The sequence below is a fragment of the Serratia sp. Z4 genome (genome assembly GCF_009900725.1).
Classification (GTDB): Bacteria; Pseudomonadota; Gammaproteobacteria; order Enterobacterales; family Enterobacteriaceae; genus Serratia; species Serratia nematodiphila.
Window position 1 is genome coordinate 980,286 of sequence record NZ_JAAABD010000001.1, and the last position, 16,502, is coordinate 996,787.

Here is a 16,502-nt window from a genome sequence, read left to right on the forward strand (position 1 = left end):
TGGCCGGGGGAGGGGCATTCTAACCTTGCGGCGGGTCGGCAACAAGATGGGGCCGTGCGAATGCGCGGCCCTTTGGATCACGAGGCTGGAGGGCGCTTAACTTTTCAGCTTGGCGGTGATTTTGGCCACGTGTTCGCCCTGATAACGGGCAATGGTCAGCTCTTCGTTGCTCGGCTGCCGCGAACCGTCGGCGCCGGCGATGGTGGTGGCGCCATACGGGGTGCCGCCGCGCACCTGTGAAACGTCAAACAGCTCCTGCGTCGCATAGCCGATCGGCACGATGATGAAACCGTGGTGTGCCAGCGTGGTCCAGGTCGAACTGATGGTCTGTTCCTGGCCACCGCCGGTGCCGGTGGAGGAGAAGACGCTGCCTACCTTGCCGTACAGCGCGCCGGAAGCCCACAGGCCGCCGGTCTGATCGAGGAAGGTGCGCATTTGCCCGGCCATATTGCCGAAGCGGGTCGGCGTGCCGAAAATAATGCCGTCATAGTCCGCCAGCTCTTGCGGGGTGGCGACCGGCGCCTGCTGGTGTTGCTTGCCCCCGGCCTTGGCGAAGGCTTCCGGCGTCATGGTTTCCGGCACGCGTTTGACCGTCACGTCCACGTTATCGACCCGATTCGCCCCTTCGGCCACCGCCTGCGCCAGGCGTTCGATGTGGCCGTACATTGAGTAATAAAGCACCAACAGTTTCGTCATGTTCTGTACTCCCGCTCAGATGATTAACAAAAACCCCTGATAAGCATAGAAGCGAATGACGAACTTGGCGTTACGACGTTACCTGATGCCGGCGATCGCCAGCAGGGCGCCAAAGGCGATCAGCAGCCCGCCAAAGGTACGATCGATGCCGCGGCGCAAACGCAAAAAGCGCGCATTGACGCCCGGTGCGGAAAATAGCAGCGCGACGGCGGCAAACCAGAAGATATGGACGGCGGCGATAAAAAGACCATAGCCGATTTGCACGCCGAGCGGGGTGTGCGGAGAAACCACCTGCATGAACAGGCTGACGATGAAGATGGTGGTTTTCGGGTTTAACGCGTTGGTGAGAAAGCCGGTTTTCAAGGCGGCGAAATCGCTGATGGCGGCCGGCGCTGTTGTGGGGGCTGCATCATGGTGCGCCGCGTTGCGCAGCAGCGTAACGCCGAGGTAGATCAGGTAGGCGGCGCCGATGGCTTTAAGCAGGTTAAACAACCAGGGCGACTGTTGAATCAATACGCCGACGCCAATCAGCGTATAGCTGACATGGACCAGCACCCCGGCGCCAATGCCGCAGGCGGTCAAGACGCCGGCGCGGCGCGAAAGCAACAGGCTATTGCGCGAGACCATGGCAAAGTCCGGCCCCGGGCTTATCACGGCGAGTAAAGTAATGGTGACGACAGCGATGAGTTCAGTCATAGTTATCCTTGCGATGTTTATCAATAGAGTGACTGATTTATAAGAGTAATTTTTCTCGGTGACAAACGATGAATAGTGACAGTATCGGTGAGAAAAACTCACGCAAAACCGGCAGGCCGTTGCCGTTGGGCGGGCTGCGTTGCTTCGAGGCCGCCGCGCGGCTGGAAAGTTTTACGCAGGCGGCGCAGGGGCTGAATTTGACGCACGGCGCCGTCAGCCGGGCGGTGCGGGCGCTGGAAGAGGAACTGGGCGTGGCGTTGTTTGAGCGCCGCCATCGGCGGGTTCTGCTCACGGCGGCGGGGCGCAAGCTGTTTCAGGCGACGCAGCAGGCATTCGGCATTCTGGATCATACCGCGCTGGAACTGCGCCAGCAGGCGCTCGACGCGCCGCTGGTCTTGTCCTGTGAACCGACCTTGTTGATGCGTTGGCTGATCCCGCGCCTGCCGGCTTTTCAGCAGGCGCACCCGGATATCAACTTACAGCTGGTGGCCGGTGGCGGGCCGTTTTCGTTCCATGACGGCATTACGGCGGCGATCAGGCGCAATGACTTCGATTGGGGAAAGCAGGTGCATAGCCTGGCGCTGTTCAGTGAAAAGGTTGGGCCGGTGTGCCAACCCGAGGCGTTGGCAAGGATGACGATCGCCGAGGGCAGCCTGCGGAGTTTGCGGCCCGGCACTAAACTGCTGCATTCTGCCACCCGGCCGGATGCCTGGCGGCACTGGGCGCAGCAGCAGGGGATGGCGTTGGCAGGGCATTCGGAGCAGCGCTTTGATCATTTCTATTTCAGCCTGCAGGCGGCGGTCGCCGGTCTTGGCATCGCGATCGGCCCGTGGTTACAAGTGCGAGACGATCTGGCCGCCGGTTTGTTGAGTGCGCCGTTCGGTTTTACGCCCGACGGCAGCGGCTATTACCTGCTGTCGCCGCAGGCGATCGTGCCGGGCAGCGCGTTGGCCCGGCTGGCCGAGTGGCTAACGCTCACGGCAGACGCCTGAGTTTTTGCGCCAGCCGCTGTTCCTGCCAGCGGCTGAAGACGTTGCGCAGCAGCAGAGTGCGCACCGCCCGCATGACCAGCGCGAGGCTCATGCCGCCGATCGCCCACAGCGACCAGAGATAGTGCGGGTGGGTAAACCAATTAATGGCGAACAGCAGCGCGCCAATCACGGCGAAACGCACCGCCATGCTCAGCAGTTTGCCTTCTGCCGCGACCTGGCTACGAAGGCGCTGTTCGTCAGGCTCCTCCTCCTCCATTGTCTGTTGCGGCTGTGCGTTGAGATCGCGGACCTGCACGCCCAGCGCGGCGGCGATTGCGGTCAAGGTTTCCAGGCTGGCCTGTTCGCCGTTTTCAATCCGCTGTACGGTGCGGGTGCTGAGGCCGGCGATGGTCGCCAGCTGCTCCTGCGACCAGCCTTTTTCCAGACGTAACGGCCTGATGCGGTACTTTTGCATGATGCACTCCCGAGTTCGCTGTCACTGTCATCCAGTGTAGGAGGCGCGGGGTGGCGGCGCCACGACAGCGGCACGACAGCGACACGACATCCGCCGCCGGCGCGGGCTGGCGGGCAGTCAGAAGGCGACGTTGCGAATAAAGCGCAGCGGGAGATCGCCGTGGTTGGCGTAAGCGTAACGTTGATCGCTGTTGAAGGTTTGCGCGGCGCCGGCGGAAAGGGTCAGCGTGCCTTGTTCCAGTTCCAGCGTCAGGGTGCCGGCAATCACATAGATCATCTCGCTCCAGCCTTCGGCGTCCGGCGCCGAGTCATAGCGCTCGCCCGGCATCAGCGTCCATTCCCACAGCTCGGCCCGTTGGCGCGCCGGCACGCTGGCGGCGAACAGCGCCTGGCTGCCCGGCTGTGCGCCTTGCCAGGCCAGTTCCCCTACCAGATGGCTGCCGCGCGCTTCCGGCGCCTGGATCAGATCGGTAAAGGAAATCGCCAGGGCGGCGGCAATCTTGTCGAGCACCGCCAGGCTGACGTTGCGATCGCCGGCCTCGATGCCCGCCAGCATGCGGCGGCTGACGCCGGAAAGTTCGGCCAGCGCCATCTGGCTCAGGCCCGCCTGTTGGCGGTAGCCGCGCAGATTGCTGCTCAGGTACTGCAGCACTTTGGGGGGATCGGTTTTCGCGTTATGCGCCGTATTGCTCATCGCCGGACTTTATCTCATACTGGCAGGATCTGTGCATTATATTGCACTCAGCAGGAAGGGCAAGCCGGTGTCAGCAGCAAAAAAATCCTTTATTTCCGCCGTGGTTCCGCAGATCAGGCTGCCGGAAGCGGTGTTGATTTTCATCACCATGATCTGGGGTGGCACCTTTTTGGCGGTGCACCATGCGATGCAAGTCAGCGGGCCGTTCTTTTTTGTCGGCCTGCGTTTCGCCACCGCCACGCTGGCGTTGACGCTGTTTTCGCTGCGCGTGCTGCGCGGCCTGACCCTGTATGAACTGAAGGCGGGCGTGCTGATCGGGCTGGCGATCATGTTCGGCTATAGCATGCAAACCGTCGGCCTGCAGACCATCACCAGCAGCCAGTCGGCGTTCATCACCGCCATGTATGTGCCGATCGTGCCGCTGTTGCAATGGCTGGTGCTGGGGCGGTTCCCCGGCATCATGTCGTGGATCGGTATTCTGCTGGCCTTTACCGGCCTGATGCTGCTGGCGGCGCCGAGCAGCACCGACATGACGCTGAGCCTCGGCGAAATTCTGACGCTGGCCGGCACGCTGGGCATGGCGGCAGAGATCATCCTCATCGGCGCTTTCGCCGGCAAGGTGAATATCCGCCGGGTGACCATCGTGCAGCTGGCGACCGCCTCGCTGGCCTCGTTTTTGATGATGGCGCCGACCGGCGAGTCGCCGCCGCCGTATTCGGATTACCTGCTGTACAGCGCCATAGGGCTGGGGCTGGCCAGCGCGTTGATTCAGCTGACCATGAACTGGGCGCAGCGCAGCGTTTCACCCACGCGCGCTACGGTGATCTACGCCGGTGAACCGGTCTGGGCGGGCATCGTCGGGCGGCTCGCCGGTGAGCGTTTACCGGGCGTGGCGCTATTGGGGGGCGCGTTGATCGTGATTGGGGTGGTGGTCAGCGAGCTGCGCGTGCGACGCAAGGATAAAGCGGCGGTGGCGACGGAAGCGGATTAGCGCAGAGGCGTAAAAAGAAAGGGGCGGAGAGATCCGCCCCTTTTTGCATCACGCGGTTTTCTTCTTGCGCAGGAACACGTAAGACAGGCCGAGCACGATGAACCACAGCGGGGTGACGATCAGCGCCTGGCGGGTGTCTTCGCGCAGCGACAGCAGCACCAGCACGAACACGAAGAACGCCATGCACACCCAGCACATCAGTTTGCCGGCAGGCATTTTGTAGATCGATTTCTGGTGCAGCGCCGGGCGCTGTTTACGGTAGACCAGGTACGAACACAGGATGATGGTCCAGACGAACATGAACAGAATTGCCGACACGGTAGTCACCAGGGTGAAGACCGTCATCACGTTCGGGATCAGGTAAATCAGCACCACGCCGCCCAGCAGGCAGATACAGGAGAAGGTGAGGCCGTTGGCCGGCACCGCGCGCTTGGACAGGTTAGCGAACGATTTCGGCGCGTCGCCTTCCTGCGCCAGCCCGAACAGCATGCGGCTGGTGGAGAACACGCCGCTGTTGGCGGAAGAGGCGGCGGAGGTCAGCACCACGAAGTTGATTACGCTGGCCGCGGCCGGCAGGCCGATCAGCACGAACAGCTCAACGAACGGGCTCTTGTCAGGCACCACGGAGTTCCACGGCGTTACCGACATGATGACGATCAGGGCGAACACGTAGAACATGATGATGCGGATCGGAATCGAGTTGATGGCGCGCGGCAGCGACTTCTCCGGATCCTTGGTTTCCGCGGCGGTGGTGCCCACCAGCTCAATGCCGACGAAGGCGAATACCGCGATCTGGAAGCCGGCGAAGAAGCCGCTGATGCCTTTCGGGAACATGCCGCCGTCATTCCACAGATGGGTGAATGAGGCTACGGTGCCGGTCGGCGACTGGAACTGCATGGCGATCATCACCAGCCCGGCGACGATCAGCCCGACGATGGCGACGATTTTAATCATCGCAAACCAAAACTCCATTTCGCCGAACATTTTCACCGTCGCCAGATTAAGGCCGAGCAGCAACAGCACGCACAGCAGTGAAGCGATCCACTGTGACAGCTCGGGGAACCAGAACTGGGCGTAGGCGGTGATCGCCACGACGTCGGCAATGCCGGTGACCACCCAGCAGAACCAGTAGGTCCAGCCGGTGAAGAAACCGGCCCACGGGCCGAGCAGATCCGCGGCGAAATCGCTGAACGATTTGTACTCCAGGTTGGACAGCAGCAGCTCGCCCATGGCGCGCATCACGAAGAACAGCATAAAGCCGATGATCATGTACACGAAGATGATCGAGGGGCCGGCCAGGCTGATGGTTTTACCGGAACCCATAAACAGGCCGGTGCCGATGGCGCCGCCGATGGCGATCAGTTGAATATGTCGGTTAGTGAGGTTTCGCCGTAGATGATCTTCTGAAGCGGGCGTCGCGTCAGTCGCTATTTTAGAGTGATCTACCATCTGATGATGTCCTGTTTTACCTGTCATTAGTGAAGTCGCGAGCTCTGAAGTGGCTCTTTTTTATACATTTATCCGGTTGATCCGGCTTTAGTAAGGTAGTGCAATAACGCCACCTTTGTGCAACATGTTTACAACATTTATACGCGGGATAAAAGTCGATCAATCTTTACACGAGAGGAGGCAAATCGGACGTTCAGGGAGCGGAAGATTACTCTTCAAACGGTGGGATTAACAGACCTTATGCGGCTTATCTCGTTGATTAAACAAAGGGTTGTAAAATTCGCATGAGAAAAAGTAATGGGTGTAAGCGTTTGACAGCGCCGCCGACGAGGAGGACAATTTACCGCGTTGGGTCGTTAGCTCAGTCGGTAGAGCAGTTGACTCTTAATCAATTGGTCACAGGTTCGAACCCTGTACGACCCACCAACCAAATCAGCGTGTTACGCTTAGACTTTTCTTCGTTTCTTCCCGCATTGCGCCGTTTTAAGCGCGCATTCTGCAAAAAAATTCGCATTTTTCGACTGATGTTCAGAAAGGTGATCTGGCGCAAACTGCAATGTTGCACCGTACTTTATACGGCAAGGGAGGCTGTGCGCTGGCGCAACCTCGGCGTAGGGGCGGGCCATTTGCCCAAGAATCTTTCAGGTCAGGAAACGGGGAATAAATGCGCCGTCGACATCAAAAGCAGCGCCCAGACGGCGGCCGAGAGCGCGGCGGTGGCATAGACGCGCCGCGCCGGCAGTTGCAACATGCCGGCCATCAGCGGCACGGTGTAACGCATCACCGCCAGAAAACGCGAGGCGAACAGCAGCGGCAGCCCGCGCTTTTGCAAGGAACGTTGCGCTTTGCGCAGCGGGGCGTGGAAGCGTGCCGGCAGCCGGCGGCCAAGATCGCGACGGCATAGCAGCGCGCCGAAGTGGAAAGACAGGATCGAGCCCAACGCGGCGCCGAGGGCGATGGCCGCCCAAACTGCGCCGAAGGGCAGCGCGTGCTTGCCCGCCACGATGCCCATCAGCAGCGTCACCGAGGCGGGCGGCAGGGCGGAAGACACCACGATCACGGATTTTCCCAGCGCGAACAGGAAAATCAGCAGCAGCAACATCTCCGGTTCCGGACTGTATTTGGCGATAATGTGCGTCAATTCATCCATTTAACACCTGCGGGCGAGAGGGCTGAGTGCCAGTGTCCCATCCGCAGGTTCAATAAGGGTTAAATAACGCGCCGCTATCCGGCGATCTCCGCGTCTTGCTTGCTCACGTCGGTGCGCCGGTTTCTGAGCGCCCACAACAGCGTGGCGCACAGCAGTGAAAAGGCGGCCAGCACCAACGGCCCGGCATGCGGGCTGTGAAAACGCTGTTCCGCCTCGGTGCGGATCAGCGGGGCTAAAAAGCTGAATGCGGCGCCAAGCGTGGTGCAAAAACCGATGCCGGCCGCCAGCGCCGGGCCGGTCAGCACCTGGGCGGGAAACGTCCAGAAAATCGGCTGTACCGCCAGAAAACTCACTGCGCAACAGCTCAGGGCGACGATGGCGAGCAAAGGGCCGGCATAGGAAGACACCACCAGACCCAGCGCTGCCGCGACCATGCAGCCGACGGCGATCGGTAATCGTCTGGCGGTTTTTCTGTCGGCATAGCGCGGCAGGAAATAGACGCCCAGCGCGGAGAACGCCCAGGGAATGGCGGCCACCAGCGAGGCCTTGAAGCCAAGATGGGTGCCCATCAGCGAGGCGACCTGCGACGGCAGGAAAAACATCAGGCCGTAGACGCCGATCTGCAGGGTGCCGTAGATCAACGCCAGATGCCAAACTTTGCCGCTGCTCATCGCCGCTTTGACGCTGCTGGTTTCGGTCTGCTGCTGTTCATCGGCCAATTGTGCCACCAGCGCCGTGCGTTCTTCCTCGGTCAGAAAGCGCGCCTGCCGTGGATTATCGTCGAGATAGAAAAAGGCGAAAACGCCGAGGACGACGGCCGGCAATCCTTCCAGCACAAACATCCAGAACCAGCCGGGTTTACCCAACACGCCGTGCATCTCCAGCAATGCCCCCGATAGCGGTGAACCGAGCGTCAGCGCCGCCGGCACGCCGAGCACGAAAATGCCAATCACCGAGGCGCGCACCTTATTGGGAAAATAGATCGACGCCAGCAGCAGGATGCCGGGGTAAAAGCCGGCTTCGGCGATCCCCAGCAGAAACCGCAGGACGATAAATTGCTGTTCATTGGTCACCAGCCCGGTGCAGGCCGACAGCGCCCCCCACAGCGCGGTGGTGGCGCTGAGCCAGCGTTTGGCGCCCCAGCGGTTCATCAGCAGGTTGGCCGGGATGCCGAACAGCGCATAGGCGGCAAAAAATATCCCGGCGCCCAGGGCAAAGGCGGATTGCGACAGCGCGATATCGATGGCCATCGCGTCCTTGGCAAAGCCGACGTTAACCCTGTCGATAAAGGCGATGAAGTACATGGCGAACATCAAGGGCACCAGTCTGCGCCAGGTTTTGCGAATGGCGGCGTTGAGCGCAGGAGCGGCATAGGTGGCGTGATTCACTGGCGGTAACCTCTCTTCTGAGAATGACAAGCGTCGGTCATAAGGACCGTCCTGGCGCCGTTGCCCTCAACACGACGGTAACAGCGGACCTTTTTCGCAAACCCTAAAGGTCTAATGGTCAGGCCTTTTGGGGTGAAAAAAATGCCGCGTATCGGGTCGGCAGATTGATGCAGACATCACCATGGTGAATGGTATGTTGCTTTTTTGTTAATCAGACGTTCACACAGGGCCAGGGCGCGTTCAAGCGCTTTGATCGAGATCTGTGTGCGCTATCACCGAATTGGCAACCCGGTGTTAGAGCTGGAGAGTGGCGCTTTCATCTCGCGAGGGAGGACGATAAGGTGAGGCACGGCAAAACAGAATGCAGGAGCGCAACATGCTGAAGGTCATCGCTGAAGATTTTATCCACCCGGAACACATTGACACCGTTATGCCGTGGTATCGCGAGCTGGTGGAGAAAACCCGTCAAGAGCCGCTGTGCATCAGCTATGAACTGTGCATCGACCAGCAGGATCCCGGGCATTTTATTTTTATCGAAAGCTGGCCGGATCGCGCTGCCCTGGATGTGCATTGTCAGACCGAGCATTTCACCCGGCTGGTGCCGCAGATCAACCACTATCAGCGCAAGCCTTGTACCTTCCTGTTTATGCAGGCATTTCCTGAAACAGGCGATAAATAGGCGAAAAAATCCCCGCAGGGGGCGGGGTCAATGGCTTCTCATTACTATCTTGTTGTGTTTAAAAAATAGGCTGATAATGATTTTCATTCTCTAAGAATGCTCTTAAATAAATCAGCTTGGTGAATGATTCACTGCCTGCTTTTCGCTGGCGGTTTTAATGGCGCGCAACATACGGCGCCGTATCAACCCGCTTACCAGGCGAATCGCATACCAATAGGGGGTAAACCGCCGCCGGCTGGCGTCGTCGGGGCAGAAGATGCGCGTTTCCGTCACCAGACGACAGCGCCCACCCTCGGAGGGGCTCACGACATAACCCAGCGCCAGTTTGGCGACGCCGGGCTGCGCGAAAGCCAGAAACCCCGCCCCGTCGGCGACCTGCTCCAGGCCGTATTCAGCCTGCCAAAATCGGCCGATCAGGCCATAGACCAACGCGCTTTCATCCTGCTCAAGCAGGCAAAAGTTATGCAGGCCAAACGGCGGCGGGCTGGGTTTATCGCGTGGCATCAGGCGCGCGGGCAATTCGCGTAGCGCTATCATGCTGCGGAAAAAGCGATCGTGCTTGGGATCATAAGCGGCCACGGCCTCCAGGATCCGCGCCTGCGGTGCGGCGATGGCGATCGCATGCCGCTCCGAGAACTGGTATTGCCCAAGGTATTTATTCAGTAGCGTCATGCTTTGCATTCTCCCGCCATTCGCTTTGCAGCAGGGCGAAACCGAATTCGTCGCCCCATGCGCCTTTGAAAAACACGTTTTGCCGCCAACAGGCCTCACGGCGAAAGCCCAGCTTACTGAACAACGCGGCGGCGCGAAGATTACGCGCGTCTACCACCGCAGTAATGCGGTGTTTCGCCAGCGGCCCGAACAGCAGGGCGATGACGGCGCTTAGCGCCTCGCGCGCTTGTCCTTGCCGCTGATGAACCGGATCGAAGGTCACGCCCAGTTCAGCCTGACGCCCTTCATCGAAAAAATGGACCGCGACATCGCCCAGCAACGCGCCGTCTTCGCGGCGCTCGACCGCCAGTTGAAACCAGCTGTCGTCACGGTTGAATTCGAGCTGCCGTTGCTGTGCGAAAAAGGCCTGTGCCTCGGCGGCGCTGTAGTCGCTCCAGCTTTGATAGCGCGCCACGTCTGGGTGGCTGCGGTAGGCGGTAAAGTGGGGCAGATCGTCGGCGGTGAACGGGCGCAGGATCAGTCTGGGGGTTTGTAGAGGCAAATGGCGCATTGTTTTTCCTTATCAGCGCATTAGGGCTACCGGCAGTGTAGCCCAGCGCCGACAGGCAGGCTGTGTAAAATGAGCGGTGGAGGACAAACGGGAAATGCCGGTTCAGGCGAACCGGCAGGGGCATTATCGACGGGCGGCAGCCTGACGCAAGCGCTCGACCGGGCCTTGTTGAAAATCGAATGAGGGGGCTTCTTGCCGCGCCAGTCCCTGACGCACGATGGCCTTAACCGCCTGGCTGGCGGCAAGATCTTTTCCGGCGATCTGTTCGGCGATGCGCAACGCTTCTTCCCGGGCCGAACTTGCGCTGATGCGGGAAATGGCGCCGTGTGACAACGCTTCCTGTGCGCCGACGGTTCTGCCGGTCAGCAGCCAGTCGAGCGCGACATAGGGGGAAATACGCGCCGGCAATCGCGCGCACCCGCCTTGTGCGGCGACTAACCCGAGCCCGGTTTCGGGGAAGCTGAAGCGTGCGTTCTGGCCGGCGACGATCAGATCGCACGCCAGGGCCAGCTCAAATCCGCCCCCGTACGCGATGCCGTCAACGGCGGCGATGATCACCTTGGCGATCTGTGCATGGATCAGCCCGCCAAACCCCTCCGGCGTGACGATGGGCAGTTCACCCTGATGAAAGGCGTTGATATCCATGCCGGCGGAAAATACCGCCGGTTGACCGGCCAGGACGATCGCTCGCACCGAGTCATCGTTATCTGCCTGCCGCAGGTAGGTGCGGATCAGCTCGGCCATCTGCAGGTTGATGGCGTTCTTTTTTTCCGGCCGATTGAGGGTGATGACCGCAACCTGCGCGCCATAACGTTCGTAAAGCACCGGCGGTGATTCACTCATCGCTGGCCTCCCCGCGGAAAAAGATCAGCGTCAGCAGCAGGGCGATGGCGCCGAGCGGCAGCGAAAACAGCGGCAGGTAATAGGCCGGCAGCGCATAGAGCGCCAGGCCGCCCAGCATGCCGCCCGCCGCGATGCCGGCGTACAGCACCGAGCTGTTGAGCGATACGGTCAGCGCGCCAAAGCGTTTCGATAGCGACAACAGGTGATGCTGGATCGGCACCAGATACATCCAGCCGGTGATGCCCCAGACCAGAAAGATGGCCAGCACCCACCAGGGGGAAGTGACATAGAAGGCCAGCAGAAACAGGGACAGCGTCTGGATCGCCACGGAAAACAGCAGCACGAACTTGCTGCCGAGGGCATCGGTTAACGCGCCGGAGGCAAAATTGCCGATCACCGCGCCAATGCCGAACACCAGCAGCGCGAGGGGCAGGATCGCCTGCGGGCCGAACTGGGTGTTTTTCAGCAACACGCTGACGTAGCTATAGACGATGTGTTCCGAGCAAACGGCAAAAAAGGTGATCAGCAGCGTGGTCAGCACCGCCTTTTGTCTCAGCGGGGCGAGCCGCTCTTTCAGCGAATGCTTGCCCGGAGGCGCAATGGCCCGCAGCGCCAGCGACAGGCCCAGCAGCGCAATTGCCCCCAGCAGGGCGATGAACAGGAAGATTTCTCGCCAGCCGATCAGTTTGGCGAGAAAGGTGCCGAACGGAATACCGAGCGCAATAGCCAACGTCATGCCCCCATAGACGATGGAAATGGCCAGGCCGCGGCGTTTTTCCGCCACCAGCCCTACCGCGGCGGCGGCGGCCTGCGGCGTGTAACAGGCCGCCCCCAATGCCGCCAGCACTCTGCCGAACGAGATCTGCAGGTAGCTGGTGGCCCAGGCGCAGGCCAGGTTGCCGGCGATGAACAGCACCAGCGCCAACTGCAGGATATGCTTGCGGTTGACGTTGCCCAGCAGCCAGGCGGTGAGAGGGGCGAACAGCATATAAGCCAGCGCGAATACCGATATCAACTGCCCCGCTTGCGCGGGGCTGACGGCAAAGGTATCGGAAATGTCGCTGAGCACGCCGGCGACGATAAAGGCGTCGGTGCCGATGGCGAACGTGCCGGTCGCCATCAGACAGAGCGTGATCAGATGGCCGTTATAATCCGCTAACTTCATCCCGCCCTCCGCAGATCGTTCGCCGCCCAGACTCGTCCCAGCGCCGCCAGGAAGGTCTCCACGTCGGCATGGGAGTGCGCCGAGGTCGGCGTCACCCGCAGCCGCTCGCTGCCTGCGGGCACCGTCGGTGCATTGACCGGTTGCACGTAAATATCGTGTTCATCGAGCAGCACTTTACTGATGTGTTTGTTGCGGTGCGGATCGCCGACCAGCAGCGGCAGGATATGGCTGTCTGCCGACACCAGCGGGATGCCGGCGGCGCGCAGGCCGGTTTTCAGGTGATCGACGATCGCCAGCAGGTGTTTGCGTTGGGTGTCATGCTCGAGGTTGTATTTAAAACTGGCCAGCGCGGCGGCCACCACCGGCGCCGGCGACGAGGTGCTGAAGACGAATGCCGGGGCCCAACTGCGCACCGCCTCCACCACCGAACGGGGCGCGGCGATATAGCCGCCCGCCGCACCGTAAGATTTGCCGAACCCGCCCTGAATAATGGTGATTTTATCCAGCAGGCCCAGTTGTTCGGCGTAGCCCAGCCCCCGTTCGCCATAGACGCCGGCGGAGTGGATCTCGTCGAGATAGGTCAGCGCCTGGTACTGCTCCGCCAGCGCCACGATCTGCGCCAGGGGGGCGAAGTCACCGTCCATGGAATACAGCGACTCGAAAGCGATCAGCTTTGGCCGCGCCGGATCGGCGGCCTGCAGCAGCTCGGCGAGGTGTGCCACATCGTTGTGGCGGAAGATTTTTTTCTCCGCTTTGCTGTAGCGGATACCGTAAATCATCGAGGCGTGATTCAGCTCGTCGGAGAACACGATCAGATCGGGAATGGCGTCGCACAGGGTGGATAAGGTGGCGTCGTTGGCGCCGAAACCGGTGGTGAACAGCAGCGCCGACTCTTTGCCATAGGCGCTGGCCAGCAGCGTTTCCAGCTCGCTGTGGTAGACCGAGGTGCCGGAAATGCTGCGGGCGCCGCAGGTGCCCAGCCCGACCCGATTAACCGCATCGGTGGTGGCCAGCAGCACTTTGGGGTGGTGGCTCATCGCCAGATAGTCGTTCGAGCACCAGACGTTGAGACGGCGCTCACCGTGATGGCCGTGGCTGGTGGCCCAGGGTTTGTCCTGCACGCCGCGTTCAAGGTTGAGGAACTCGCGAAAACGCCCCTGTTTTTTGGTTTCCGCCAGCTTTTCTTCAAGAATGTTCAGTACGCTCATCGTATGTTCCTTGTGTTAAACGGCTTTAAGGTTTAATGACAGCCCCTGACCGACGCCGACGCACATCGTCACCAATGCGTTGTTCGCCTGTTGGTCGCGTAATTCCAGCGCTGCCGACAGCACCAGGCGCGCGCCGGACATCCCCAGCGGATGACCGAGCGCGATGGCGCCGCCGTTCGGGTTGACCCGCGCGTCGTTGGCGCCGATACGCCAGTGTTTCAGCGCCGCCAGAACCTGTGAGGCGAACGCTTCGTTAATCTCGATGATGTCGAAGTCGTTCAAGGTGAAGCCGCCGCGCTGCAGCAAGCGCTCGGTGGAGGCGATCGGCCCCAGCCCCATCAGCGCCGGTTCCACGCCGGCGGCCGCGCTGTCGCCGATCTCCGCCAGCGGTTGCCACCCCTGGCGCTTCACGTAGCGACCGGAAGCCAATAGCAGCGCGGCGGCGCCGTCGTTGATGCCGGAAGCGTTGCCTGCCGTGACCGAACCGCCGGCGGAGAACGCCGGTTTCAGCGCCTGTAGCTGTTGCAGCGTGCTGAGCCGGGGAAATTCATCCTGCGCGAATGTGCGGGTCGTTTTACGATCGGCCGGCACGTCCACGGGCGTGATTTCCCGCGCCAGCCGGCCGCTGTCGATCGCCCGGCGGGCCTTCTGCTGCGAGGCCAGCGCGAACAGGTCCTGTTCCTCGCGTGAGATATGTTGCCGTTGGGCTACGTTTTCCGCCGTAATGCCCAGCGGATCGCTGCCGTAGCGCTCCGCCAGCCGTGGGTTAACAAAGCGCCACCCCAGCGTGGTGTCGTACAGCTTCACGCCTTTGTCGAACGGCGTTTCGCCTTTGCTCAGCACATAGGGCGCGCGGCTCATGCTTTCCACACCGCCGGCCAGAATCAGTTCGCTGAGGCCGCTGCGGATTTTCGCCGCGGCGTAGATCACCGCATCCAACCCGGAGGCGCAAAGGCGGTTGAGGGTGATGGCAGGCACCGACGGATCCAACCCGGAAAGCAGCGCCGCCATGCGGGCGACGTTGCGGTTGTCTTCGCCGGACTGGTTGGCGCAGCCCAGGACCACTTCGTCCAGATCTGCTTCCGCCGCCGGATGGCGCTGCAGCAGGCCGCGAATGATCGTCGCCGCCATGTCGTCGGGGCGGGTATGCGCCAGGCTGCCGCCATAGGCGCCGATCGCCGTGCGCGTGCCGTCGATCAGATAAACGCCGTCATCTTTAATGCTCATCATGGATCCTTAAGGCGTGGTCGTCAGCGCCGGTTGCGCGGCGTGCAGAAGGGTGTAATGCGGCGCATAGCGCGCCGCGTGCAGCAGCTGCGCCAGATTGCTCAGCATCGTCCTGACGTTTTTCTCCCCCAGTTTGCCGAGCCAGTCGAAAATGCCGCCGGCGTAGTTAACGCCCGCGACGGCGGCGACATCGATGTCTTCCCGGCTGCAGACGCCGCTTTCCACCATGATCACCGACTCATTGATCAGGCTGCTGAGGACGCGGGCGACGATAAGCGCCGGAGAGTCCTTGATAAATTCAACCTGCGGGATTGCCGTGTGCAGCAGGCGCAAAAACAGCGCCTTATTGGCCGCAGAAGCGTGGCGGCTGTGCGCTGCCACCAGATACGTGGTGTCGGCGTAGTTCAGGGCGACATCGATCACAAAGGCATCCGCTGCCGTCTGCTCGGCCAGTTGGCTCGCCGTGCGGCCATCGGTGATGCTGACGGTGAAAGCGTCATTGATCTGGACGGCCGCTCCCAGCCCCGGTAATGCCGGCCGTTGTTCCACGCGCAGCTGTGGCCACTGAAGCGCGGCTCGCTGCTGCAACAGGGTAAAAAAAGGATGCTCGCCGTAAACGCGCAGCGTCTCGACGTCTGCATTGTTGGCGGCCGTCACCGGCGGGGCGGTTTCTTCGGCGGCAAAATAGGAGCGGCCGTTCTTTTTCCCCAACAGACCGGCATCGACCAGTGAACGCTGCAGATGACCAGGGGTATAGCGCGGGTCGTATTGCATGTCCTGCCAGATTTGCCGGCTGACCTGATAGTTAATGTCTTGGCCGATAAAATCGGTCAGCTCGAGCGGCCCCATGCGGAAGCGCCCGCCGGCCTTGAGGGCGCGGTCGATCTGCGCCGCGCGCGCCACATGTTCTTCCAACAGGCGGAACCCTTCCAGGTAGTAGGGGCGGGCCATGCGATTGACGATGAACCCCGGCGTGGCCTGGCAGACGACATCGCGTTTCCCCAACGCCGCCACCAGTTGGCGGCAGCGTTCCGTGGTGGCGTGTGCGGTAAAGTAGGCCGGAATGATTTCAATCAGCTTCATCAGCGGCGCGGGGTTGAAAAAATGCAAACCGATAAAGCGCTCGCTGTGCGTCACCGCAGTTGCCAGCTTGTTAAGCGACAGTGAGGAGGTATTGGTGGCGATCAGCGTGTCGGGCTTGACCACTGCGGCGATGGCCGCCAGCACCTCAAGTTTGGTTTGTTCTTGCTCGGCGATGGTTTCTATCACCAGCTCGCTGTCGGCGATGGCCTCAAACACGGAAGTGAACATCAGATTGGCCAGCACCGCGTCTTTATCCTGCAGCGCGATCTTGCCCTGTTCGACTTTCTTGTTCAGGTCTTGCGCGATATATTCGCGAGCTTGATTGAGGGTATTGCCGTTGCGATTATAAAGCATCGTGGGAATGCCTTTTTGCGCGAAAAGATAAGCGATGCCTCTGCCCATCGTTCCCGCGCCGATAATCGCAGCCGATTGAATTGCCGCATTACTTTCTGCCATAGAAAATCCCCGTCACTGTATGCCATGCGAAATTCGCAAATACTTATTATCTCTTTGGATTTACGGCGGCACTGGGTGCCTGTCTGGAAAGTAATTGGTGGTGTCCTGGC

At 60.9% G+C, this 16,502-nt stretch carries 17 protein-coding genes and 1 tRNA gene; 4 read left to right on the top strand and 14 right to left on the bottom strand.

Going from position 1 to position 16,502, the window contains the following annotated elements:
• Nucleotides 1–96: 96 nt before the first annotated feature.
• Together wrbA and GT753_RS04765 are read right to left on the bottom strand one after the other, a co-directional pair.
• Nucleotides 97–696 (bottom strand): NAD(P)H:quinone oxidoreductase, encoded by a 600-nt coding sequence (gene wrbA, locus GT753_RS04760; protein WP_015377377.1) that lies wholly within the window; start codon nt 694–696, stop codon nt 97–99.
• 78 nt (nt 697–774) lie between these two features.
• On the bottom strand, nt 775–1,392 hold the full coding sequence (locus GT753_RS04765) for a LysE family translocator (RefSeq protein WP_076740359.1): 618 nt from the start codon (nt 1,390–1,392) through the stop codon (nt 775–777).
• Between the two features lie 68 nt (nt 1,393–1,460).
• On the opposite strand from GT753_RS04765, the gene GT753_RS04770 reads away from it, so the two are divergent.
• Nucleotides 1,461–2,384: a LysR family transcriptional regulator gene (locus tag GT753_RS04770; RefSeq protein ID WP_088381451.1), complete on the top strand. Its 924-nt coding sequence runs from the start codon at nt 1,461–1,463 to the stop codon at nt 2,382–2,384.
• Here the strand turns inward: GT753_RS04770 and GT753_RS04775 are convergent.
• Nucleotides 2,368–2,838, bottom strand: a complete 471-nt coding sequence (locus GT753_RS04775) for a helix-turn-helix domain-containing protein (RefSeq protein WP_118892237.1) — start codon at nt 2,836–2,838, stop codon at nt 2,368–2,370. The two genes, GT753_RS04770 and GT753_RS04775, sit on opposite strands and share 17 nt — an antisense overlap.
• Before the next feature lie 117 nt (nt 2,839–2,955).
• Complete coding sequence (locus tag GT753_RS04780) at nt 2,956–3,531, bottom strand: helix-turn-helix domain-containing protein (RefSeq protein ID WP_015377381.1); 576 nt, start codon at nt 3,529–3,531, stop codon at nt 2,956–2,958.
• A 67-nt stretch (nt 3,532–3,598) separates the two neighbouring features.
• Between GT753_RS04780 and GT753_RS04785 the strand changes: the two genes are divergently transcribed.
• Entirely contained in the window at nt 3,599–4,522 is a 924-nt protein-coding gene (locus tag GT753_RS04785; protein ID WP_015377382.1) for a DMT family transporter, read from the top strand.
• 48 nt (nt 4,523–4,570) lie between these two features.
• Here GT753_RS04785 and cycA read toward each other — a convergent pair whose 3' ends face one another.
• Nucleotides 4,571–5,971 carry a D-serine/D-alanine/glycine transporter gene (cycA, locus tag GT753_RS04790; RefSeq protein WP_004928028.1) on the bottom strand — a complete coding sequence of 467 codons (1,401 nt, stop codon included), beginning with the start codon at nt 5,969–5,971 and terminating at the stop codon, nt 4,571–4,573.
• A gap of 350 nt (nt 5,972–6,321) precedes the next feature.
• On the opposite strand from cycA, the gene GT753_RS04795 reads away from it, so the two are divergent.
• Nucleotides 6,322–6,397, top strand: a tRNA-Lys gene (locus GT753_RS04795).
• A 220-nt stretch (nt 6,398–6,617) separates the two neighbouring features.
• Here the strand turns inward: GT753_RS04795 and GT753_RS04800 are convergent.
• Both GT753_RS04800 and GT753_RS04805 read right to left on the bottom strand, forming a co-directional pair.
• Nucleotides 6,618–7,121, bottom strand: coding sequence for a DedA family protein (locus GT753_RS04800; RefSeq protein ID WP_015377384.1), 504 nt, complete (start codon nt 7,119–7,121; stop codon nt 6,618–6,620).
• A 74-nt stretch (nt 7,122–7,195) separates the two neighbouring features.
• Nucleotides 7,196–8,434 carry an MFS transporter gene (locus tag GT753_RS04805; protein WP_226883002.1) on the bottom strand — a complete coding sequence of 413 codons (1,239 nt, stop codon included), beginning with the start codon at nt 8,432–8,434 and terminating at the stop codon, nt 7,196–7,198.
• Between the two features lie 451 nt (nt 8,435–8,885).
• On the opposite strand from GT753_RS04805, the gene GT753_RS04810 reads away from it, so the two are divergent.
• Entirely contained in the window at nt 8,886–9,188 is a 303-nt protein-coding gene (locus GT753_RS04810; protein WP_015377386.1) for a putative quinol monooxygenase, read from the top strand.
• Between the two features lie 111 nt (nt 9,189–9,299).
• Here the strand turns inward: GT753_RS04810 and GT753_RS04815 are convergent, their stop codons facing one another.
• The 7 genes from GT753_RS04815 to GT753_RS04845 form a co-directional block, all read right to left on the bottom strand.
• Nucleotides 9,300–9,860, bottom strand: coding sequence for a hypothetical protein (locus GT753_RS04815; RefSeq protein ID WP_075686155.1), 561 nt, complete (start codon nt 9,858–9,860; stop codon nt 9,300–9,302).
• Complete coding sequence (locus GT753_RS04820) at nt 9,844–10,410, bottom strand: GNAT family N-acetyltransferase (protein ID WP_004928012.1); 567 nt, start codon at nt 10,408–10,410, stop codon at nt 9,844–9,846. Before GT753_RS04820 ends, GT753_RS04815 begins: the two co-directional genes overlap by 17 nt.
• Nucleotides 10,411–10,533: 123 nt before the next feature.
• On the bottom strand, nt 10,534–11,253 hold the full coding sequence (locus GT753_RS04825) for an enoyl-CoA hydratase-related protein (protein ID WP_004928009.1): 720 nt from the start codon (nt 11,251–11,253) through the stop codon (nt 10,534–10,536).
• Nucleotides 11,246–12,418 (bottom strand): MFS transporter, encoded by a 1,173-nt coding sequence (locus tag GT753_RS04830; protein ID WP_015377389.1) that lies wholly within the window; start codon nt 12,416–12,418, stop codon nt 11,246–11,248. Before GT753_RS04830 ends, GT753_RS04825 begins: the two co-directional genes overlap by 8 nt.
• Entirely contained in the window at nt 12,415–13,626 is a 1,212-nt protein-coding gene (gene hemA / locus GT753_RS04835; protein WP_015377390.1) for a 5-aminolevulinate synthase, read from the bottom strand. Before hemA ends, GT753_RS04830 begins: the two co-directional genes overlap by 4 nt.
• A 15-nt stretch (nt 13,627–13,641) precedes the next feature.
• On the bottom strand, nt 13,642–14,853 hold the full coding sequence (locus GT753_RS04840; protein ID WP_021504868.1) for an acetyl-CoA C-acyltransferase: 1,212 nt from the start codon (nt 14,851–14,853) through the stop codon (nt 13,642–13,644).
• Nucleotides 14,854–14,862: 9 nt separating this feature from the next.
• Nucleotides 14,863–16,392, bottom strand: a complete 1,530-nt coding sequence (locus GT753_RS04845) for a 3-hydroxyacyl-CoA dehydrogenase NAD-binding domain-containing protein (RefSeq protein ID WP_160125320.1) — start codon at nt 16,390–16,392, stop codon at nt 14,863–14,865.
• Between the last annotated feature and the right edge of the window lie 110 nt (nt 16,393–16,502).